Annotated in this window: 16 protein-coding genes; 3 read left to right on the plus strand and 13 right to left on the minus strand. The window is 74.3% G+C overall.

The annotated features are described in order from the left end of the window. Nucleotides 1–271: 271 nt before the first annotated feature. The 10 genes from ACFZBX_RS06300 to ACFZBX_RS06345 form a co-directional block, all read right to left on the minus strand. The gene (locus tag ACFZBX_RS06300; protein ID WP_391531786.1) at nt 272–2389 is read right to left on the minus strand and encodes a glycosyl hydrolase family 18 protein; all 2118 of its coding nucleotides are present in this window, start codon (nt 2387–2389) and stop codon (nt 272–274) included. Between the two features lie 989 nt (nt 2390–3378). Further along, nucleotides 3379–4062 (minus strand): hypothetical protein, encoded by a 684-nt coding sequence (locus ACFZBX_RS06305; RefSeq protein ID WP_391531787.1) that lies wholly within the window; start codon nt 4060–4062, stop codon nt 3379–3381. A gap of 83 nt (nt 4063–4145) precedes the next feature. Then, nucleotides 4146–5120, minus strand: coding sequence for an ABC transporter substrate-binding protein (locus tag ACFZBX_RS06310; protein ID WP_391531788.1), 975 nt, complete (start codon nt 5118–5120; stop codon nt 4146–4148). 149 nt (nt 5121–5269) lie between these two features. Continuing rightward, entirely contained in the window at nt 5270–5962 is a 693-nt protein-coding gene (locus tag ACFZBX_RS06315) for an ABC transporter permease (RefSeq protein ID WP_391531789.1), read from the minus strand. After that, nucleotides 5959–6627: an ABC transporter permease gene (locus ACFZBX_RS06320; RefSeq protein ID WP_380751061.1), complete on the minus strand. Its 669-nt coding sequence runs from the start codon at nt 6625–6627 to the stop codon at nt 5959–5961. The genes ACFZBX_RS06315 and ACFZBX_RS06320 overlap by 4 nt, the downstream gene beginning before the upstream one ends. Continuing rightward, nucleotides 6617–7828: an ABC transporter ATP-binding protein gene (locus tag ACFZBX_RS06325; RefSeq protein WP_391531790.1), complete on the minus strand. Its 1212-nt coding sequence runs from the start codon at nt 7826–7828 to the stop codon at nt 6617–6619. Before ACFZBX_RS06325 ends, ACFZBX_RS06320 begins: the two co-directional genes overlap by 11 nt. A gap of 329 nt (nt 7829–8157) precedes the next feature. Next, the gene (locus ACFZBX_RS06330) at nt 8158–8544 is read right to left on the minus strand and encodes a rhodanese-like domain-containing protein (protein ID WP_391531791.1); all 387 of its coding nucleotides are present in this window, start codon (nt 8542–8544) and stop codon (nt 8158–8160) included. Then, on the minus strand, nt 8538–9080 hold the full coding sequence (locus ACFZBX_RS06335; RefSeq protein ID WP_391531792.1) for a cysteine dioxygenase: 543 nt from the start codon (nt 9078–9080) through the stop codon (nt 8538–8540). The genes ACFZBX_RS06330 and ACFZBX_RS06335 overlap by 7 nt, the downstream gene beginning before the upstream one ends. Before the next feature lie 191 nt (nt 9081–9271). Continuing rightward, nucleotides 9272–9352 carry a putative leader peptide gene (locus ACFZBX_RS06340; protein ID WP_344330530.1) on the minus strand — a complete coding sequence of 27 codons (81 nt, stop codon included), beginning with the start codon at nt 9350–9352 and terminating at the stop codon, nt 9272–9274. Nucleotides 9353–9399: 47 nt separating this feature from the next. After that, nucleotides 9400–12618 carry a hypothetical protein gene (locus ACFZBX_RS06345; RefSeq protein ID WP_391531793.1) on the minus strand — a complete coding sequence of 1073 codons (3219 nt, stop codon included), beginning with the start codon at nt 12616–12618 and terminating at the stop codon, nt 9400–9402. A 459-nt stretch (nt 12619–13077) separates the two neighbouring features. Here ACFZBX_RS06345 and ACFZBX_RS06350 point away from each other — a divergent pair, with 459 nt between their 5' ends. From ACFZBX_RS06350 to ACFZBX_RS06360, 3 genes are read left to right on the plus strand one after another with little or no spacing between them, the layout of a single operon-like run. After that, nucleotides 13078–13920: a nitrilase-related carbon-nitrogen hydrolase gene (locus ACFZBX_RS06350; RefSeq protein ID WP_391531794.1), complete on the plus strand. Its 843-nt coding sequence runs from the start codon at nt 13078–13080 to the stop codon at nt 13918–13920. A 14-nt stretch (nt 13921–13934) separates the two neighbouring features. Continuing rightward, entirely contained in the window at nt 13935–15362 is a 1428-nt protein-coding gene (gene hydA / locus ACFZBX_RS06355; RefSeq protein WP_391531795.1) for a dihydropyrimidinase, read from the plus strand. 53 nt (nt 15363–15415) lie between these two features. Further along, nucleotides 15416–16441, plus strand: a complete 1026-nt coding sequence (locus ACFZBX_RS06360) for a TIGR03842 family LLM class F420-dependent oxidoreductase (protein WP_391531796.1) — start codon at nt 15416–15418, stop codon at nt 16439–16441. A gap of 23 nt (nt 16442–16464) precedes the next feature. On the opposite strand, the gene cas2e is transcribed toward ACFZBX_RS06360, so the two are convergent. Genes cas2e through cas6e form a run of 3 tightly spaced genes read right to left on the minus strand, consistent with a single transcriptional unit; the run spans nt 16465 to nt 18525 of the window. Next, nucleotides 16465–16833, minus strand: coding sequence for a type I-E CRISPR-associated endoribonuclease Cas2e (gene cas2e / locus ACFZBX_RS06365; RefSeq protein ID WP_391531797.1), 369 nt, complete (start codon nt 16831–16833; stop codon nt 16465–16467). Next, nucleotides 16830–17801, minus strand: a complete 972-nt coding sequence (gene cas1e / locus ACFZBX_RS06370) for a type I-E CRISPR-associated endonuclease Cas1e (protein ID WP_391531798.1) — start codon at nt 17799–17801, stop codon at nt 16830–16832. The genes cas2e and cas1e overlap by 4 nt, the downstream gene beginning before the upstream one ends. A 4-nt stretch (nt 17802–17805) precedes the next feature. Then, entirely contained in the window at nt 17806–18525 is a 720-nt protein-coding gene (gene cas6e, locus ACFZBX_RS06375; RefSeq protein WP_391531799.1) for a type I-E CRISPR-associated protein Cas6/Cse3/CasE, read from the minus strand.

Below are 18525 nucleotides of genomic sequence, written 5' to 3' on the forward strand. Positions count from 1 at the left end.
TGGGTGGGGTTTGGGGCCTTTGGGGCCCCCCCCCCCCCCGCGCGCGCGGGGGGGGGGGGGGCCCCCCCCCCCCGGCCCCGGGGGGGGGCCCCCCCCGGGGGGGCCCCCCCCCCCCGGCGGGGGAGTGGAGCGGGGCGAGCGGCTGACAATTGACAGTTGACGTTATCTGTCATCTGTCATCTGTCAATTGTCAGCCGTTATCCGTCAGTCGTCGGCTGTCAGTCGTCGACTGCCGGCCGGCCCCGGTGCTTCGTCGTGCGTCGGCCGTCCGTCAGGCGATCGAGAAGTCGTCGCCGTAGACGCTGCCCTGGCCGTACCAGCCGTGCAGGAAGACCGTCGCCGTGCCGGAGGCGCCGGTGGTGAACGGGACGGAGAGCTTGGTCCAGCCGGAGGAGCTGGTCCACGCGGAGCCGGTGGCGCCGCCGCTCACGCCGATGTAGGCGTAGCTGCCCTGAACCCAACCGGTCAGCGTGTAGGACTTGTTGGGCGCCAGGGTGACGGTCTGGGTGCACTCACCGGTCTGCGCCGCGCCGGCCGCGGCCTGGAGCGCGTACGAGCCGGAGTGGGCCGGGGTGCTCACCACGGAGCCGCCGGCCTGGCAGGTCCACGGACCCAGGCTGCCGGTCTCCAGACCGCCGTTGGACAGGCCGCCGGGCGGGGTGACCCCGGTGACGGTCAGCGTGTAGGTGGCGGTGTGGCTGCCGGAGGCGGCGGTGCCGGTGACGGTGAGCGGGTAGCTGCCCGGGGTGGTGGTGGCCGCGGTGGTGACGTTCAGCGTCGCGGGCGAACCGGCGGTGACGCTACCGGGGTTGACCGTGGCGGTGACCCCGGCCGGGGCGCCGCTGACGGTCAGGGCGACGTTCTGCGCGGAGCCGGAGACGACACCGGTGTTGACGGTGGCGCTCGCGGCGGAGCCGGCCGTGACCGAACCGGCGGAGGGGCTCACCGCGACGGAGAAGTCGTTGCCCGGCTGGGTGCTCGTCACCTTCAGCGTGTAGGTGGCGGTGTGGCTGCCGGAGGCGGCGGTGCCCGTGATGGTGAGCGGGTAGCTGCCCGGGGTGGTGGTGGCCGCGGTGGTCACGGTGAGCGTCGCGGGCGAACCGGCGAGGACGGTACCGGGGTTGACCGTGGCCGTGACGCCGGCGGGCGCGCCGCTGACGCTCAGGTTGATGCTCTGCGCGGTGCCGGAGGGCGAGCCGCCGGGCGGGGTGATCTCATAGGTGTTGACGGTGGCGGTGGTGGACGAACCGGCCACCACGGAGCCCGTGTTGGGGTTCAGGCTCAGCGTGAAGTCGGTGGCGGGCGGGTAGCTGCTGGTGAACGGCGCGAAGATCCTGGTGAAGTCCCAGGTGTTCTGCTCGATGCCGGAGCAGTCGTTGCGCCCGCCGACGCCGGGGCACTTGCCGGTGTCGCGCTGCAGCGCCCAGAACGACAGCGTGCTGATGCCCCTGGACACCGCCCAGTCGTAGACCGTCCTCGCGTTGGCCAGCGTGAAGGTCTCGGCCGGGCCGAAGTCGTCGATGCCGGGCATCTCGATGATGCCGATGGACGCCCAGAGCTGGGAGGGGGTCTTGGTCGGGTACAGCTTGGCCAGCTGGTTGTACAGGCCGGTCGCCGCAGTCACGGTGTCGGCGGCCATGTCGTGCGTGGCGTTGTCGTAGTAGTCGAACGTCATCAGCTTGACGACGTCGATCCGCGCGTTGTTGGCGACGGCGTTCTTCAGCAGCGCGATGCCGTTGGCGGCGGGGCCGCTGGTGGTGGTCGGCAGCGTGTAGGAGAACTGGATCTGCCGGCCGTTGGCGGCGGCCCAGTCCTGCGTCAGCTTGATCGCCTTGTTGCGGCGGTCGACGCCCGCGGCGTTGTCCAGCGAGTCGGCCTCGATGTCGAGGTCGATCCGGCTGATGTCGTACGTGGTGATGAGCTTCTGGTACGCGGCGGCGATCTGGTTGACGTCGGTGCAGCTGTCGGCCAGTTCGGTGCCGGTGGTGTCGGCGGTGTAGCCGCCGAACGACGGGATCACGTCGCCGCCGTTGGCCCTGATGGTGGCGAAGTCGGCGCCGAAGGAGGACTGCGCGATCGGCAGCGAGGTGTCGCCGTTCCAGTACGGGGTGCAGGAGCCCTTGGTGGCCGTCTGCAGGAACGCCATCGTCAGGTACTTGGCACCGGACTGGGCGGACAGCGCGGCGGGGCTCTCGCCCGTCCAGGCCTCGAAGTAGGGTGCGAACACCCGGCTGGGCAGGGGCTTCGCGGCCGTCGTGGCGCTCACCTCGGCGGCGGCCGGGCTCGCCGTCGCCGCGCCGGCCGTCGCCGAGCCGGCGATCAGGCCGGCCGAGGCGACGAGCGTGGCACAGGCCGTCAGGGCGGCCTGAACTGTTCTGCGTAGACGCATGGGTTCTCCAACAGGCGTGGTGGGGCAGGACGTTGGTGAAGCGTGCGGAACTGCGCTGCGGACCTTGGGGGGGGATGGCGGGACGCGCGGGGCCCTCGTAGGGGGAGAGGGCCGTGCGGGCGGTGCGGTGACGCGGGGGTGTTGCTACCCCGCAGGCACGCGGCACGGACGGACGGCGGTGCGCGGGCGCGCGTACGCCGTGGCGGGGCCTGGGGGCGGAGCGGGGCGGGGCATGGCAGGGCAGTGCCTCAGCCGCCGGTGGTCACACCCCCACAGTGCATCCCGGTCGGATCGACATGCCTATGGTTGGACTAGACCACTCGTCTGTCAAGAGTCCTTACAGTTCGTTGGCGAAGCACAATCGGCGGAGGTTGGCCGGACGATGGTCAACCGCCGACAAAACCGCTTGTGGCCCGGTGGCCGCTCCGACATGATCGGGGCATGCGAGACCTCGACTGGAAGCTCGACAGAGAGGGCGCCTGCCGCCCGCACGGGTGAGCCCCCGGCTCCCGGGTCCCGGCCCGCCGCCACCGGCGGCCGAAGGCCGGACCATGTCCCTTCGCTCCCGCGGCCGTTCGCGCCGCTCGCCCGTTCGTACATCTGCCGTTCTGCTCTTCTGCTGCCCTGCCGTCTGCCGTGCTACGGCTCTCCCGCCCATCCGCGCGCCCGTTCTCCCGGGCGCCCGTTCCGCGCGGGTACACCCGTCACCCTGGCCCCGCCCGTTCACCGGGCGTCCGTAGGCGCACCGTCGCGCCGTGCGTCCGTCAACCCGGCGCCGTGTCCGTGCGTCTTCAATCCCGCGCGTCCGTACGCATGCCGACCCTTTGGAAAGGAGGAAGCCATGGACTTCGTCTCGTCCGACGACAAGGACACCGCCTGGAGCCTGGTCTGATCCGGGGGTGTGTGCCGTGGCCGCGCGGTGGTCGTCGCGCGCGGCCACGGCGGCCCGGAGCTCAGGACACCGGGCCGATCGAGGTCCGCCGGGTGTGTCAGGCCGGCGGGCAGAGGGTGGTGCGCAGCGCGTCGAGAATTTTCTCCGCCTTCTCGGCTCCGAAACCCTGCGGGTGGGCGGGATCGGTGAAACGTTGGTTGACCAGGTCGGCCAACTTCGCCCGGTCCTTGGGGAACTGATACATCGACCGGCACTGCTCGCGGGCCCGGCCGACGGCCCGCTCGGGCTGTCCGCCGACGATCGCCGGGTCGATCGCGTCCAGCGCGGCGACCAGCCGCGCGGTGAGGTCCGAGGCGGGCTCGGCCGGCAGCCCGGCGTCGGTGGGGGGCGCCGGCTTCGGCGCCGCCGGGGGGTCGGCGGGGGAGTCGGCGGCCGGCGCGGTGCCGGTGGTCCCGGGGGTGGGCGGGTTCGCGGTCGTGGGCGCGGGCCCGCCCGTCGGCGTGCCGGGGGAGGGGCCGGCCGTGGTGCCCGGGCCGGGCGTGTCGGGGGCGCCCGGCGGCGGGGCGGGGGCGGTCCCCGGCGGCGTGGTCGCGGGCGCGGTGGGCGTCGCGGCGGCCGTCGCCGGCGGGGCGCCGGACGCGTTCGTTCCGGACGTGTTCGAGTCGGCCGCGGTGGTGCTGCCGGCCGCGATGGTGCCCGGGTCCGAGCCGGAGCTGGAGCACGCGGCGAGGCTCACCGTGGCCAAGGCCGTGAGGGTGGCGGCGAGAAGGCGAGTGCGCATGGCGTCACACTGTCATGTCCGCGCCGTTCAAGGGAAGATCCGCCGGACCCGGAAGCGGCCACCGGGCCCGGCGTCCCCCACGGTCAGGAAAGGCCGTTGCTCTTCAGCCACTCCTTGGCGACCGCCGACGGGTCCTCCTTGTCCACGGCGACCTTCTTCATCAGCGCCAGCAGCCCCGGCGTGTCCAGCTTCGCCGACACCGCGTTGAGCGCGCCGGTCGCCGTCGCGTCCACCTTGGCCTTGTTGACCAGCGGCGTGACGTTCTGGGCGGCGAACAGGTTCTTGGGGTCGGTGAGCGGGACGAGCTTCAGCTGGGTGATCTTCGGGTCGGTGGAGAAGACGTTGCCGACCTGCACCGAGCCGTCCTTGACCGCGTTGGCGGTGGTCTCGCCGGTCGACTTCCACTCCTTGAACGTCACACCGTAGACGTCCTTGAGCGGCTGCTCCTGGCGGGACTTGAACTCCGGCGGGCCGCCGATGGTGAACTCGCCCGCCTTGCCGGCCAGGTCGGCGATCGACGTCAGCTTGTACTTGTCGGCGCTCTCCTGGCTGACGCTCAGGGTGTCCTTGTCCTCGGCGGGCGAGGAGTCCAGGACCGCGAGCGAGGCGGGCAGCGTCTTGGCCAGCTCGGCGTTGACGGCGGTCGTGCCCGGATCCGCCGACTTGCCGCCCAGGTAGGCGAGCAGTGAGCCGTTGTACTCGGGCAGCACCGACAGGCTGCCGCTCTGCAGCTGCCCGTAGAGCACCTCGCGGCTGCCGATGTTGAACTTCTCCTCGACCTTCACGCCCTTGGCCTTGAGCGCCTGCGAGTAGATCGAGCCGAGCAGCACGTTCTCCGGGAAGTTCGCCGAGCCGACCACGACCGTCCCGCCGGCCGGGGCACCCGCGGACGCGCTGTCCGCGGGCGCCGGGGCCGCCGAGCCGTTGCCGCCCAGCGGGTCGCCGCCCGAGGAGGAGCAGGCCGTCGCGGTCAGGGCGAGCGCGGCGAGGGCGGCCAGGGCGGCGGCGCGGCGGCCGGTCGGCACCGCTCTCAGTGGCGCGGATGCGGATGTCGACATGGTGATAGGTGTCCTTTCGAGGTGGACTTCACGGTCGTCGTGGTCGTCGTGGTCGTCGTGGTCGTCATGGGCGTCTTGACCGTCACGGTTGGGCGAAGGGGACGGCGGCGGCCGGCCGACGGGCCGGTGGGCCTGCGGGCCGGAACGGGTCACGTCGGCTGCCGGGCCGCGGCCAGCTGCTGCGCGCGCAGCCCGGGCGGCAGCGCGTACCGGGCGAGCAGCGCGAAGAACGCCTGCGCCCCGACCGCGAGCAGCACCACCAGCAGCGCGCCGCCGACCGTCATCGGGTAGTCCCGGGTGGCCAGCCCGTCGACGACGTACCGGCCGAGCCCGCCGAGTCCGACGTAGGCGGCCACCGTCGCCGTCGCGATGACCTGCACGGTCGCGGTCCGGAAGCCCGCCAGCAGGGTCGGCAGCGCGGACGGCACACAGACCTGCCAGAGCACCTGCGGGTGCGTCAGCCCGACGCCGCGCGCCGCGTCCCGCACGTCCGGGTCGGTGCCGCGCACCCCCTCGACGGCGGCCACCAGCAGCGGCGGCGCGGCCAGCGCGACCAGCGGCACCAGGACGGCGGTGTCGCCGACCCCGGCCAGCAGCACGGCCAGCGTCACCAGCCCGAGCGTCGGCAGTGCGCGGGCGGCGCCGGCCAGCGCGGTCACCGCGGTGACGCCGCGCCCGGTGTAGCCGATCAGCAGGCCGAGCGGGACGGCCAGCAGCGCGGCGAGGAGCAGTGCCTCGCCGGAGAAGAGCAGGTGCTCGGCGATCCGGTTGGCGATCGAGTTCGGGCCGCTGCGGCGGTCCGGGTCGGAGAAGAAGTCCCCCAGCCAGCTGAGCCAGTTCACCGGCCCGCTCCCTTCTCCCGCACGGCCCAGGGCGCCAGCAGCCGGCGGGCGCCGACCAGCAGCAGGTCCACGGCCAGGGCGAGCGCGGCGATCAGTACGATCCCGGCCACGATCGGGGTCGGGAAGGTGCGCTGGAAGCCGTCGACGAACAGGTAACCGAGCCCGCCGCGCCCGACCAGCGCGCCCACCGAGGCCAGCGAGATGCTGGAGACGGCCGCCACCCGCAGACCGGCCACCAGGTAGGGGACGGCGGCGGGCAGTTCGACGGCGGCCAGCCGGTGCCACGGCCCGTACCCCATCGCGGTCGCGGCCTGCCGCACCGGGTCGGGCACCGCGCGCAGCCCGTCCACCGTGGTGGGCAGCAGCACGGCGAGCGCGTAGAAGGTGAGCGGGATCATCACGGTGGCCTGGGTGGCCAGCCCCGTGTAGGGGATGAGCACCACGAAGACGGCCAGCGAGGGCAGCGCGTAGACGATGTTGAAGACGGCGGCGAGCGGCTGGTAGAGGCGCGGGAAGCGGGCGCAGGCCAGGCCGAGCGGGATCGCCAGCAGCAGGCCGATCAGGACCGGGAGCAGCGCGATGACGGCGTGGTCGGCGAGCAGGTCGCCGAGGTAGCCGAGGTGGTCGCCGATCCAGTACCAGCGGATGATCGGTTCATCGTCCACCGGCGGCTCCGTCCTTCTCCGGTTCGTCCGCCGCGGGGGGACGGGGCACCTCGGCCGGAGCCGGGCCGGCCGGGGACTGGCCGGGCGAGGCCGTACCGGCCGGGGGCTGGTGGGCGGCCGGGGCCGGGCGGGCCGCGAGCGCCGCCAGGACGGCCTCGCGGTCGGCCGTGCCGGTCACCCGGCCGTCGGCGTCCAGGGCGAGGGCGATCCCGGCGGGGGAGAGCACGGCGGCGTCCAGCGCGGCGCGCAGCGTGTCGGACTCGGGCCGGAACCCGGGCGCCGGCTGCAGGGCGGCACCCGCCGCGTCGAGGTCGATCCACCCGATCGGGCGGCACTCGTCGTCCAGCGCGAGCTCCCACCTGCCGAAGCGCGCCCCACTGCCGGGTGTGCCCCCGCCGTTCGCCCGGCCGCCGGGCCCGCCCGGTATCGGTCGGACGGCGACGGCCGCGGCGGTCCGCAGCCCGAGCCCGCGCAGGCCCCGGTCGCGGCCGAGGAAGGCGGCGACGTCCGCGTCCGCGGGCGCCGTGAGCAGCGTGTGCGGGTCCGCGAGCTGGGCGATCCGGCCCCGCTCGCGCAGCACCACGACCTGGTCGCCGAGCCGGACGGCCTCCTCGATGTCATGGGTCACGAACAGCACCGTCTTGTGCAGCTCCGACTGCAGGCGCAGCAGCTCCTCCTGGAGCCCGGCCCGCACCACCGGGTCGACGGCGCTGAACGGCTCGTCCATCAGCAGCACCGGCGGATCGGCGGCCAGCGCCCGCGCCACGCCGACGCGCTGCTGCTGTCCGCCGGAGAGCTGGAACGGATAGCGCTTGGCGGTCTCCGGGGCGAGCCCGACGAGGTCGAGCAGTTCGGCCGCCCGGGCGCGCGCCTTCTTCCGGTCCCAGCCGAGCAGGTAGGGGACGGTCGCCACGTTGTCGATGACCCGGCGGTGCGGGAACAGCCCGGCCTGCTGGATCACGTACCCGATGCCGCGCCGAAGCTTGGCCGGATCGAGCGCCGTCACATCGGTGCCGTCCAGCAGGACCCGCCCCGAGGTCGGCTCGATCATGCGGTTGACCATCCGCAGCAGGGTGGTCTTCCCGCAGCCGGACGGTCCGACCAGCACGGTCGTCCGCCCGGTGGGGACGTCGAGGTCGAGGCCCTCGACGGCGACCGTGCCGTCGGGGTGGCGCTTGCCCGCGCCGTCGAATCTGATCACGGGGGGATGTCCTCGTCTCGGCGGCCCCGGCGGCGGCGCCGATGGTGTCGTCGTCCGGCGGTCTGTCCGACTGTTCGCTCTGTCGCTCTGTCGCTCTGTCGGTCCGCCGGCCTGCCGGCCTGCCGGTCTTGGTCGGTTGCCTTCTCGGTCGATGTGTCCTCGGTCGCGTGGCTGCCCGCCCTGACGGCGGCGGAAACTCTGATCAGCCTATGACCTGATGACCCCGGTGTCCCTGATTTACCAGCCGCATGTACCAGCCGTGGCCGGATCCGCCGGGCGCCGCCCCCGTGCGGATCCGACCACCGGCCGGTCTCGCGATCGCGGCCCGCTCACCCTCCCTGACGGGTCGGCAGCCCTGCCGCCGCCCAGCCGGCGAACCCGCCGTCCAGGTCGGTCGCGCGGTGCAGGCCCAGCTCGCGCAGCGACGCCGCCGCCAGGCTCGACGCGTACCCCTCCGAGCAGACCAGGATCACCTCCAGGTCGTGGCCGGTCGCCTCCGGGATGCGGTGACTGCCCGTCGGGTCCAGTCGCCACTCCAGGACGTTGCGCTCGATGATCAGCGTGCCGGGGATCTCCCCCTCGGCCGCGCGCTGCGCCGCCGGGCGGATGTCCACCAGCAGCGCGCCGTCGCGCTGCGCGCGGAACGCCTCCTCGGCGCCGGGGCGGTGGACGCCCGCGCGGGAGCGGGCGAGCAGGTCGTCGATCGTGGTCACCACTGGTCGGGTCCTTCCTCGGAGGTGCGGACCAGGCCGCCGGCCCGCAGTTCGTAGTGCGCCATCGAGCTGAGCGGCGGCGAGTAGGCGTGCAGCGTCACGGCCGGGCCGGACGCGGTGTTGCGGACGTCGTGCACGTAGTCGGGGCCGAACGCGCGGGCGGTGCCGGACGGGATCCGCCGGATCAGCAGGCCCTGCTCGGGGCCGCCCAGCGACAGCTCCTCCAACTCGCCCAGCGCGACGGTGAACGCGCCGCGCGAGCCGCCGTGGTCGTGGAAGCCGGTGGACTGGCCGGGCAGCCAGCTGATCAGCCACACCTCGTGGTCCTCGTCGGCGGCGAGCCGCCGGTACCAGCGCTCCTCGGTGGAGAGCCGTACGTGGTGGATCCACTGCTCGGGCCGTTCGGCCAGCTCGCGGACGACCGTCCGCAGCGCGTTCGGGGTGAGCGGCGCCCGGGCGTCCCCGGCCGGGGACGGGGTGGTGGCGGTGGCGGGGTTGTTGGCAGTGGCGGGCGTGTCGGGGGCGAGGTCCAGGCTCATGTGGGTGTCCTCGGAGACGGGGGGAGGGGGGAATGGAGGCGTGGTGGCGTACGCGCCGGACCGCACCGGTCGGACACCGGCGGGTGGCGCGGACACGCCGGTCGAAGGCGCGTCAGGAGTACTGCGGAAGCGGGTGCGCGGCGCGGGCCCTGGTGAACGTCACAGGGCGCGGTCGGCGGGGAAGGGGAATCTCAACAACAGGCACAGATGGAACTCGCCTGGCGCCGGAGGTCGACGTGCAGGCGGCAGACCAGAGTGGTGCCGGAGTCCATGAGCCGGATCCTTCCCGACGGACGCCGTGGGAGTCAAGCGCACACCGTCACGGCTGCCCGTTGCGCCCCTGGTCGGGTGCGGTGGCGCCGTGCTCCGCAGCCGGCGCCCGGCCGGGCCCGGGGACGGTCCCGGGCCGTCCCCGGACCCGGCCGTCGGCCTTGCGGTCGGCCGGCGCCGCAGCCGCAGCCGCAGCCGCAGCCGCGGTCGTGGTCGCAGCCGCCGGGGCCGGCTCTTCGGGCGCAGGGACGGGCGCCGGGGCGGGCACCGGCGTCGCCAGCGCCGCCGCGACGGCCGGTGCGGCCTGCTCGCCCAGGTACCGGCCGAGCGTCTGGTAGGCGTCGAACTGCCGGTGGTCGAACCACTGGTCCCCGGCACCGTCGTTCGGGAACGCCGGATCGGCCGCCGCGTACGCGTGCAACTCGTACGGCATGCCCGGGGTGAGCACGGCCTGGGCGACGATCAGCGTGCCGTGCCGGCCCGTCCCCGGCGGGCCGTCGGCCTCCCCGAGGTCCAGCGGCCACGGGTACACGATGTCGCCGACCACCACCGCCCGGGCGGAGAGCCGCTCCGCCAGCCGCGCCGCCAGGCCGCGCAACGGCGGCTGGCCGCCGGCGCAGGGCGCGCACGCGCAAGGGGTGCCCGCGTTGGGCGAGCAACCGCAGAGAGCGCCCCCGGCGCTGCCCGGCACCAGCAGCTCCGGCTCGCGCAGCGTGATGGCGATGCCCAGCTCCTCCCGCGCCAGGGTGATCGCCGCCGCCAGCGCGCCCGCGAAGGCGGAGTCGCCGCTCGCGTCGATGCACACCGCCGTCCGCACGCCGTGCCGCAGCAACTCGACCAGGCCGAGGTTCTCGTAATGCCCGCCGTCCGTGGTGAGCAGGAACCGCGCGTCCATCGGGTACCGCCCGCAGGCCTCCCGCAGCTGGTAGGACAGCCGCCGCACGGCCGGCTGCGGCGCGTACCGCCAGTCCCGGTCGGCGGCCCAGAGCGGGGCGAGCGCCGCCGGGTTGGGCAGCCAGGTGCCCAGCCGGGCGTTGGTCACCGCGAACAGTCCCTGGTAGGCGCGGGAGCGGCGGCCCATCGCGGAGGAGAACGCCGCACCGGAGACGGCCATCGCGGACTGCACGGTGAGGTCACGGGCGATGTGCCGCCGGGTGCGCCGCTCCAGGAGGTCGGTGCGCGCGTACCCGACGTCCGGCCCGCCCACGTAGTCGTGGGAGAAGGTGAACGACACCGCCCGCCGGCCGGGCGGGGTGCGCGCGCTGCCGGAGAGGTTCGCCGCCGCCGCGAAGATCACCTGGGGGAAGTCCGGCCGCCGGGCGCCGTAGTGGCTGAGCCGGGTCTGCTCGCGGAAGAAGTGGTACGGCCGGGCCAGCGCCTCCCCGGCCGCGCCCTCGCTCCCGCCGTCCTCGCCGCCCTCGCCCCACCGGTCCCCGTCCTCGACCACCCGCCGCACGGCGAAGGCCGAGGCCAGCCGGCGCCGGTAGAAGGGGTGCAGGCCCATCCAGGTCTGGTCGAGGTTGAGCCCCACCGTGACCAGCACCAGCGGCAGCAGCACCTGGAGCGCGCCCGGCCAGGTGTGCCCGGTGGCCACCGCCCAGCCGAAGGTGAGCAGCGTGCCCGAGGTGAGCGCGGTCAGCGCCGACCACAGCACCAGGTACTCGGTGATCCGCCCGGTGAGCCCGCCGGGCCGTCGCGGCCCGGCGCCGCGCCGCACCCCGCGCAGCACGCCGCCGAGCACCGCCGCGCCCTGCTCGATGGCGCGCCGGCCGTGCCACAGGATGCCCAGCAGCAGCGCCAGGTAGCTGAGCAGCACGGTCAGGCTGATGCCGGCCCCGGTCTGCCGGGCGCCGACGGCGAGCGCGCGCTGGAGCGCGACCGCGCCCCAGGCCAGGCCGGGGACGGCCAGCACGCCGGCGGCGGTCAGCGCGGCCAGCGCGAGCGCGCCGTGCGAGAAGCGGCGCAGGACGCGGGGCAGCAGGGTGTTCCAGCCGAGCCAGGAGAAGGTGAGCAGCCACAGCAGCCAGCCGGTGGCGGCGGTCGCCAGCAGCCCGGCGAGGGCGAACAGGGCGGGGGAGCGCACCGACGGCCCGTCCAGGTCGGCGAGCGGGACGAGGTGGTAGCAGTGGCTCAGCCCCAGGCCCAGCACCAGGACGGTGGCGAGCAGCAGGGTGAGCGCCGCTACCAGGCCGCGCAGCAGGGTGCCGAGCGCCACCAGCCACTCGCCGGCGCCGTCCGCCAGGTACTTGGAGTGGCGCCGCAGGTGGTCCTCCTCGGGCGAGCCCGGTTCGAGCACGGTGTCGGCGTTCAGCCCCGAGCGGGCCCGGACCGGTCCGCCGGGCGCCGAGTCGCTCAGCGCCAGCTGCATCGCGCCGACGGTGTACCCGCCGCCGGAGACGGCGACCAGGTAGCGGGCCTGTTTCAGCCAGGGGCGCAGCGCCTGCAGCGCGCCGAGGGTGACGCAGGCCGAGCGGATGCCGCCGCCGGAGACGCAGAAGCCGAGCCGGGCGTGTTCGCGGCCGGGCGGCACCCGGGCGGCGTTGCGCCAGCGGGCGTGCCGGGCGAGCGGCCCGTGGACCCGGGGCCCGGGCGGCCACCGCCCGCCCCGCGCGGTCGCCACCGGCCACGGCGGGATCAGCGCCGGCCCCGCCGCGGCGTCCCCGGCGTCCCGCGCGTCCCCGCCGCCCCCGCCCTCCTCCTCCGGCGGCCGGGGCAGCAGGGCGCGTACCGCCCGGTGCACCGTGGCGGCGCAGACGACGACCGCCACCGCGCCCGCCGGGGGCAGCAGCAGCCACTTGACGGTGGCGAACGCGGCCGCCGCCGCGAAGGGCGCGTCACCGCCCGCCGGCCCGGGGCCGGCCCAGCCGAGCCCGGCGGCCAGCAGGACGTCCTCGGCCAGGTCACAGCCGCCGGCCAGCACACCGGCCAGGCCGGCGACGAGCGCGGTCAGCCGCCAGTGCGCCCGGGTGAACACGTACGAGCCGAGCAGCCCGGCGGCCGCCAGCGTCACCGCGAGGCCGCCGATCAGCCAGAGGTCGGCGTCCAGCGAGGCCCGGAAGGCCGGGGCCCGCCCGGCGAGCACGGCCTCGGCGGCGGCCCGCGAGCCGGCCAGCTGGAGCCGGACGTCCAGCGTGCCCTGGCCGGCGGGCGTCCGCCGGACGAACAGCAGCCACCCGAGCACCGCCGGCAGCGGAACCCCGAGCCCGAGCAGCACCCCGCCCCAGGCGGGCACCCGCGCCGCCCCCCTCGCCCCGTCGGCCGTCACCATCCGTCACCACCCCCTTTCGGCCACTTCGCGTCACCGGCTTCCTGCCCCGAAGCGCACCGTTCCGCTCCTGGATTCACTCGAATGAGTAAGTCGTGCGCCTCCGGGGTAGATGACCGTTTCATCCCATCTACTCATCCCGCCCGGGGGTCCCGCGTGTCCGCGCAGCAGGATCGCCCCGGCCGCGTCGCGTCCGACGTATTGTCAGGCGACCGAGGCCGGGCCTACGGTCGAGGCACCCGCCCTCTACGCACGTAGACCGCGCGAAGGCCGTACAGCGGCGCGCACCGACCGCGCACTCACCGCACGCCGAACGAACGACCGCCCACCGAACGCACCGCCCATCGAACGCACCGCACGCCGAACGACCGCACGAAGACATCCACCGCAGGCAGCACCGCCCGCCGACCCTCGAACCGCGGGCCCGCCCCCGGGACGGGCCGCGGAGTTGCGGAGGTACCCATGTCGCAGATCGTCCGTGCCGCCCTCGTCCAGGCCCGCTGGACCGGCGACCAGGAGAGCATGATGGCCCTCCACGAGCGCCACGCCCGCGAGGCCGCCGCCCAGGGCGCGAAGGTCCTCGGCTTCCAGGAGGTCTTCAACGCCCCGTACTTCTGCCAGGTCCAGGAGCCCGAGCACTACCGCTGGGCCGAGCCCGTCCCCGACGGCCCCACCGTGCGCCGGATGAGCGACCTCGCCCGCGAACTCGGCCTCGTCCTCGTGGTCCCCGTCTACGAGGAGGAGCAGCCCGGCGTCTACTACAACACCGCCGCCGTGATCGACGCCGACGGCCGCTACCTCGGCAAGTACCGCAAGCACCACATCCCGCAGGTCAAGGGCTTCTGGGAGAAGTACTACTTCAAGCCCGGCAACCTGGGCTGGCCCGTCTTCGACACCGCCGTCGGCAAGGTCGGCGTCTACATCTGCTACGACCGGCACTTCCCCGAGGGCTGGCGCGCGCTGGGCCTGGCCGGCGCGCAGATCGTCTACAACCCCTCCGCGACCAGCCGCAGCCTCTCCGCCTACCTGTGGCAACTCGAACAGCCGGCCGCCGCCGTCGCCAACGCCTACTACGTCGCCGCCATCAACCGGGTCGGCACCGAGGAGTACGGCGACAACGACTTCTACGGCACCTCCTACTTCGTCGACCCGCGCGGCCGCTTCGTCGGCGACGTCGCCTCCGACAAGGAGGAGGAACTGGTCGTCCGCGACCTCGACCTCGGGCTCATCGAAGAGGTCCGGCAGCAGTGGGCGTTCTACCGCGACCGCCGCCCCGAGGCCTACGGCCCGCTCACCGAGGCGTGAAGGAGGCCGGACCCGTGACCGCCACCGCACCCCGCCGCACCGCCGTCCGGGGCGGACTCGTCATCACCGCCACCGAGGAACTGCGCGCCGACGTCCTCATCGAGGGCGAGCGGATCGCCGCCCTCGCCGCCACCGGCAGCGAAGCCGCCCTCTCCTGGACCGCCGACACCGTCATCGACGCGGCCGGCCACTACGTCATCCCGGGCGGCGTCGACGTCCACACCCACATGGAACTCCCGTTCGGCGGCACCCACGCCTCCGACACCTTCGAGACCGGCACCCGCGCCGCCGCCTGGGGCGGCACCACCACCATCGTCGACTTCGCCGTCCAGCCCGTCGGCGGCAGCCTGCGCGAGGGCCTGGACGCCTGGCACGCCAAGGCCGAGGGCAACTGCGCCGTCGACTACGCCTTCCACACCATCGTCTCCGACGTCACCGACGCCGTCCTCAAGGAGATGGACGCCCTCGTCGCCTCCGGCGAGTCCACCTCCTTCAAACTCTTCATGGCCTACCCCGGCGTCTTCTACAGCGACGACGGCCGCATCCTGCGCGCCATGCAGCGCGCCGCCGACAACGGCGGAATGATCATGATGCACGCCGAGAACGGCATCGCCATCGACGTCCTCGTCGAACAGGCCCTCGCCGCCGGCCGCACCGCGCCCCGCCACCACGGCGAGGTCCGCCGCGAACTGCTGGAGGCCGAGGCCACCCACCGCGCCATCCGACTCGCCCAGGTCGCCGGCAGCCCGCTCTACGTCGTCCACGTCTCCGCCGCCTCCGCGCTCGCCGAACTCGCCCGCGCCCGCGACGACGGCCACCCCGTCTTCGGCGAGACCTGCCCCCAGTACCTCTTCCTCTCCACCGACAACCTCGCCGAGGAGGGCGACGACGGCTTCGAGGGCGCCAAGTACGTGTGCAGCACCCCGCTGCGCCCCCGCGAGCACCAGGCGGCCCTCTGGCGCGGCCTGCGCACCAACGACCTCCAGGTGGTCTCCACCGACCACTGCCCGTTCTGCTACACCGGCCAGAAGGAACTCGGCCGCGGCGACTTCTCGAAGATCCCCAACGGCCTGCCCGGTGTGGAGAACCGGATGGACCTCCTCCACCAGGCCGTCGTCGACGGACGCCTCAGCCGCCGCCGCTGGATCGAGCTCGCCTGCACCACCCCGGCCCGGATGTTCGGCCTGCACCCCCGCAAGGGCACCCTCGCCCCCGGCGCCGACGCCGACGTGGTCGTCTACGACCCCGCCGCCGTGCAGACCGTCTCCGCCGCCACCCACCACATGAACGTCGACTACTCGGCGTACGAGGGCCGCACCCTCACCGGCCGCGCCCGCACCGTCCTGTCCCGCGGCACCGTCGTCCTCGACCACGGCACCTGGCTCGGCCGGGCCGGCCACGGCACCTTCCTGCGCCGCGACACCTGCCAGTACCTGGGCTGATCCTTCTCCTCTCCTCCCGTCCCTCCCCCTCTCCCTCCCCTTCCGGAGCCACCATGGACATCGGCCTCGTCCTGCAGACCGACCCGCCCGCCCGCCTGCTCGTCGACCGCATGATCCGTGCCGAACGGGCCGGCTTCAGCCACGGCTGGACCTTCGACTCCTGCGTCCTGTGGCAGGAGCCCTTCGTCATCTACAGCCGCATCCTCGCCGAGACCAGCACCCTCACCGTCGGCCCCATGGTCACCAACCCCTCCACCCGCACCTGGGAGGTCACCGCCTCCCTGTTCGCCACCCTCAACGACATGTACGGCAACCGCACCGTCTGCGGCATCGGCCGCGGCGACTCCGCCATGCGCGTCGCCGGCCGCAAACCCGCCACCCTGGAGCGGCTCTCGCAGGCCATGCACGCCATCAAGGAACTGGCCGAGGGCCGCACCACCGAGGTCGACGGCACCGAGATGCACCTGCCCTGGGTCGGCGAGGGCGCCACCCTGCCCGTCTGGATGGGCGCCTACGGCCCCAAGGCGCTCGCCCTGACCGGCCGCCAGGCCGACGGCTTCATCCTCCAGCTCGCCGACCCCTTCCTCACCGAATACATGGTCAAGGCCGTCCGCCGCGCCGCCACCGAGGCCGGCCGCGACCCCGACACCCTCACCATCTGCGTCGCCGCCCCCGCCTACGTCACCGCCGACGACGACCCGGCCACCCTCGCCCACGCCCGCGAACAGTGCCGCTGGTTCGGCGGCATGGTCGGCAACCACGTCGCCGACCTCGTCCGCCACTACGGCGAGCACTCCGACCTCGTCCCCGAGGCCCTCACCGCCTACATCAAGGACCGCCAGGGCTACGACTACAGCCACCACGGCCGCGCCGGAAACCCCGACACCGCCTTCGTCCCCGACGAGATCGTCGACCGCTTCTGCCTCATCGGCCCCACCGCCACCCACCTCGCCCGCCTCGACCACCTCCGCACCCTCGGCGTCGACCAGTTCGCCGTCTACGCCATGCACGACGCCGTCGAACCCACCATCGACGCCTACGGCACCGCCGTCATCCCCACCCTGCGCGCCGCCCGCTGAACCACGGCCTGGCCGGCGGCCGCCTAACGCCCGCCGAAGCGACGCCGCTTGGAGGCCTTGCTCCACCCGCTCGCGGCGCCGTCCCCCGCCGGCCCGCTGCGGGGCGCCGGCACCGGGCGGTCCGCCGGGCGGTGGATCAGCGTGAGGCCCTCGTGGTCCACCGGGTGCCAGCGGTGTTCGTGCGTCGCGAAGGCGAAGCCCTGCTCGCTGTCCGTGCTGTAGGCGAGCACGGCCCGGCCCCGGCCCCGGTACTGCCGCACCTCCTCCCACAGCACCTCCCGGATGCGCGCCGACGGATCGCCGACGAAGACGCCCGGCGAGATCTCGGTGAGCCACCTGGTCAGCAGTCCGCGCAGCCCGGCCGGGCAGTCCGCCAGCACCAGGGTGATCACCAGACCACCTCGCCGCCGTAGTTGCGCCCGCCCGCCACGGTGCCGCCCCGGTCGCTGTGCAGCCGCACGACATCGCCGCCGTCACCGCCGTCACCGCCCTGTTCGGCCGCTTCGGACGGCCGGTACGGCGCCAGCAAGCCCTGAATGTCCGCGACCGCCCGCTCCATCAGCCCGCCCGCCCGGATCCGCTCGCGCAGCGCCCGCCGGGTGCGCCCCGCGACATCCTCCGGTCCCTCCGCGGCCGCGTCGAACGCCGCCGGGATGCCGAACTCCACCTTGTAGAGGTCCGCCACGTCCATCACGAATGACCGCTCGTTGCCCGAGTGCACGAACCCCAGCGCGGGCGAGCACCCCAGCGCGACCACCACCGAGTGCGCGACCCCGTACAGGCACTGCGCGGCCGCCGTCACCGCCTGGTTGGGCGCGTCGCCGGCCGCGAAGTCGCCCGGGTCGTACGTCCGGCGCACCCAGCGCACACCCGTCCGCGCCGCCTCCGCCCGGTAGACCGCCTTGACCCGCTCGCCCTCCCCGCCCAGCAGTTCCCGCCTGGTCATCCCCGCCGGGTCCGCCTCCGGGAACCGCAGCCGGTACATCTCCCGCGCCACGTCCAGCCGGTGGCGCCGGTTCGCCCAGGCCGCGGCCTGCGCCTCGACCAGCCCGGCCGAACGGCTCAGCGCCCGCCCGCCCGCGTAGTAACGCACGCCGTGCTCGCCCACCCAGACCACGCCCGCGCCGCTCTCGCCGAGCACGCTCATCGCCTGGTGCGTCACCCGGGTGCCCGGCCCGAGCAGCAGCACCCCGATCGTCGCCGACGGGATGTAGCGCACGCCCGACTCGTCGGTGGCGGTGATCGCGTTGTCCTCGCGGTGGACCGTGCATCGCTCCAGGTACAGGAACGAGACCCGGTCCCCGACCCGGGTCAGCTCACGGGGAGAGGAGACCGGCCTGCCCGCCGGAGTCGCGGCCACCCCGTCACCCCCGCACCGGCGAGAGCGTCATCAGCCCGCACCCGTACGCCTTCGCCCTGCCCAGCCCCGCGGTGAGGGTGCGGCGCAGTGCCTCCGGGTCGGTCACCCGCAGCCGGCCGTCGTAGGTCGCGGTCACCAGGGTGACCTTGTGGCGGCCGGCGTGCGCCCGGTCGTTCTTGCCGAACGACACGTTCCGCTGCCGGTGGACGACCAGCTCGTGCTCGTCCCCCTCCGCCAGCAGGCGGCGCTCCGGGGCCTTCTCGACGACGGTGAAGCCGGACCGCTCCTGGTGCTTCAACAGCCAGGCGGCCTGGTGGCGTTGGGTGAGGTGCGCGGTCCGCTTGGTCGGCTCGTCCGGGGTGCGCCTGATGCTGTGCACGGGGTTGGCGGTCAGCCGGAACGCCCACGTCGAACCGGCCGCGATGCCGGCCAGGAAGGCGCCGTAGTCGAAGGTCTGCCAGCCGCCGGTGGTCGGCCAGCCGGCCTGCTCCACCAGGTGGGTGAGGTCCGGGCGCTGCGGGCCGACCAGGTAGAGCAGCACCTCCGAGCGGGCGTTGTGGTCGATCCGCCACAGCACGCGCGGTGCCCCGTCGCCGTTCGGGCCGGACGCCGCCGGGATCTCGGCGAACGATGCCATCACGGCGCCGTGCAGGAGCTGCGGCGAGGACAGCAGCCGCCGGGCCCCGGCGCGGGCGGTGTTGACGCGAAAGCGGGTGAGGAACAT

The organism is Kitasatospora sp. NPDC008115 (assembly GCF_042957205.1).
In the GTDB taxonomy this organism is placed as follows: domain Bacteria; phylum Actinomycetota; class Actinomycetes; order Streptomycetales; family Streptomycetaceae; genus Kitasatospora.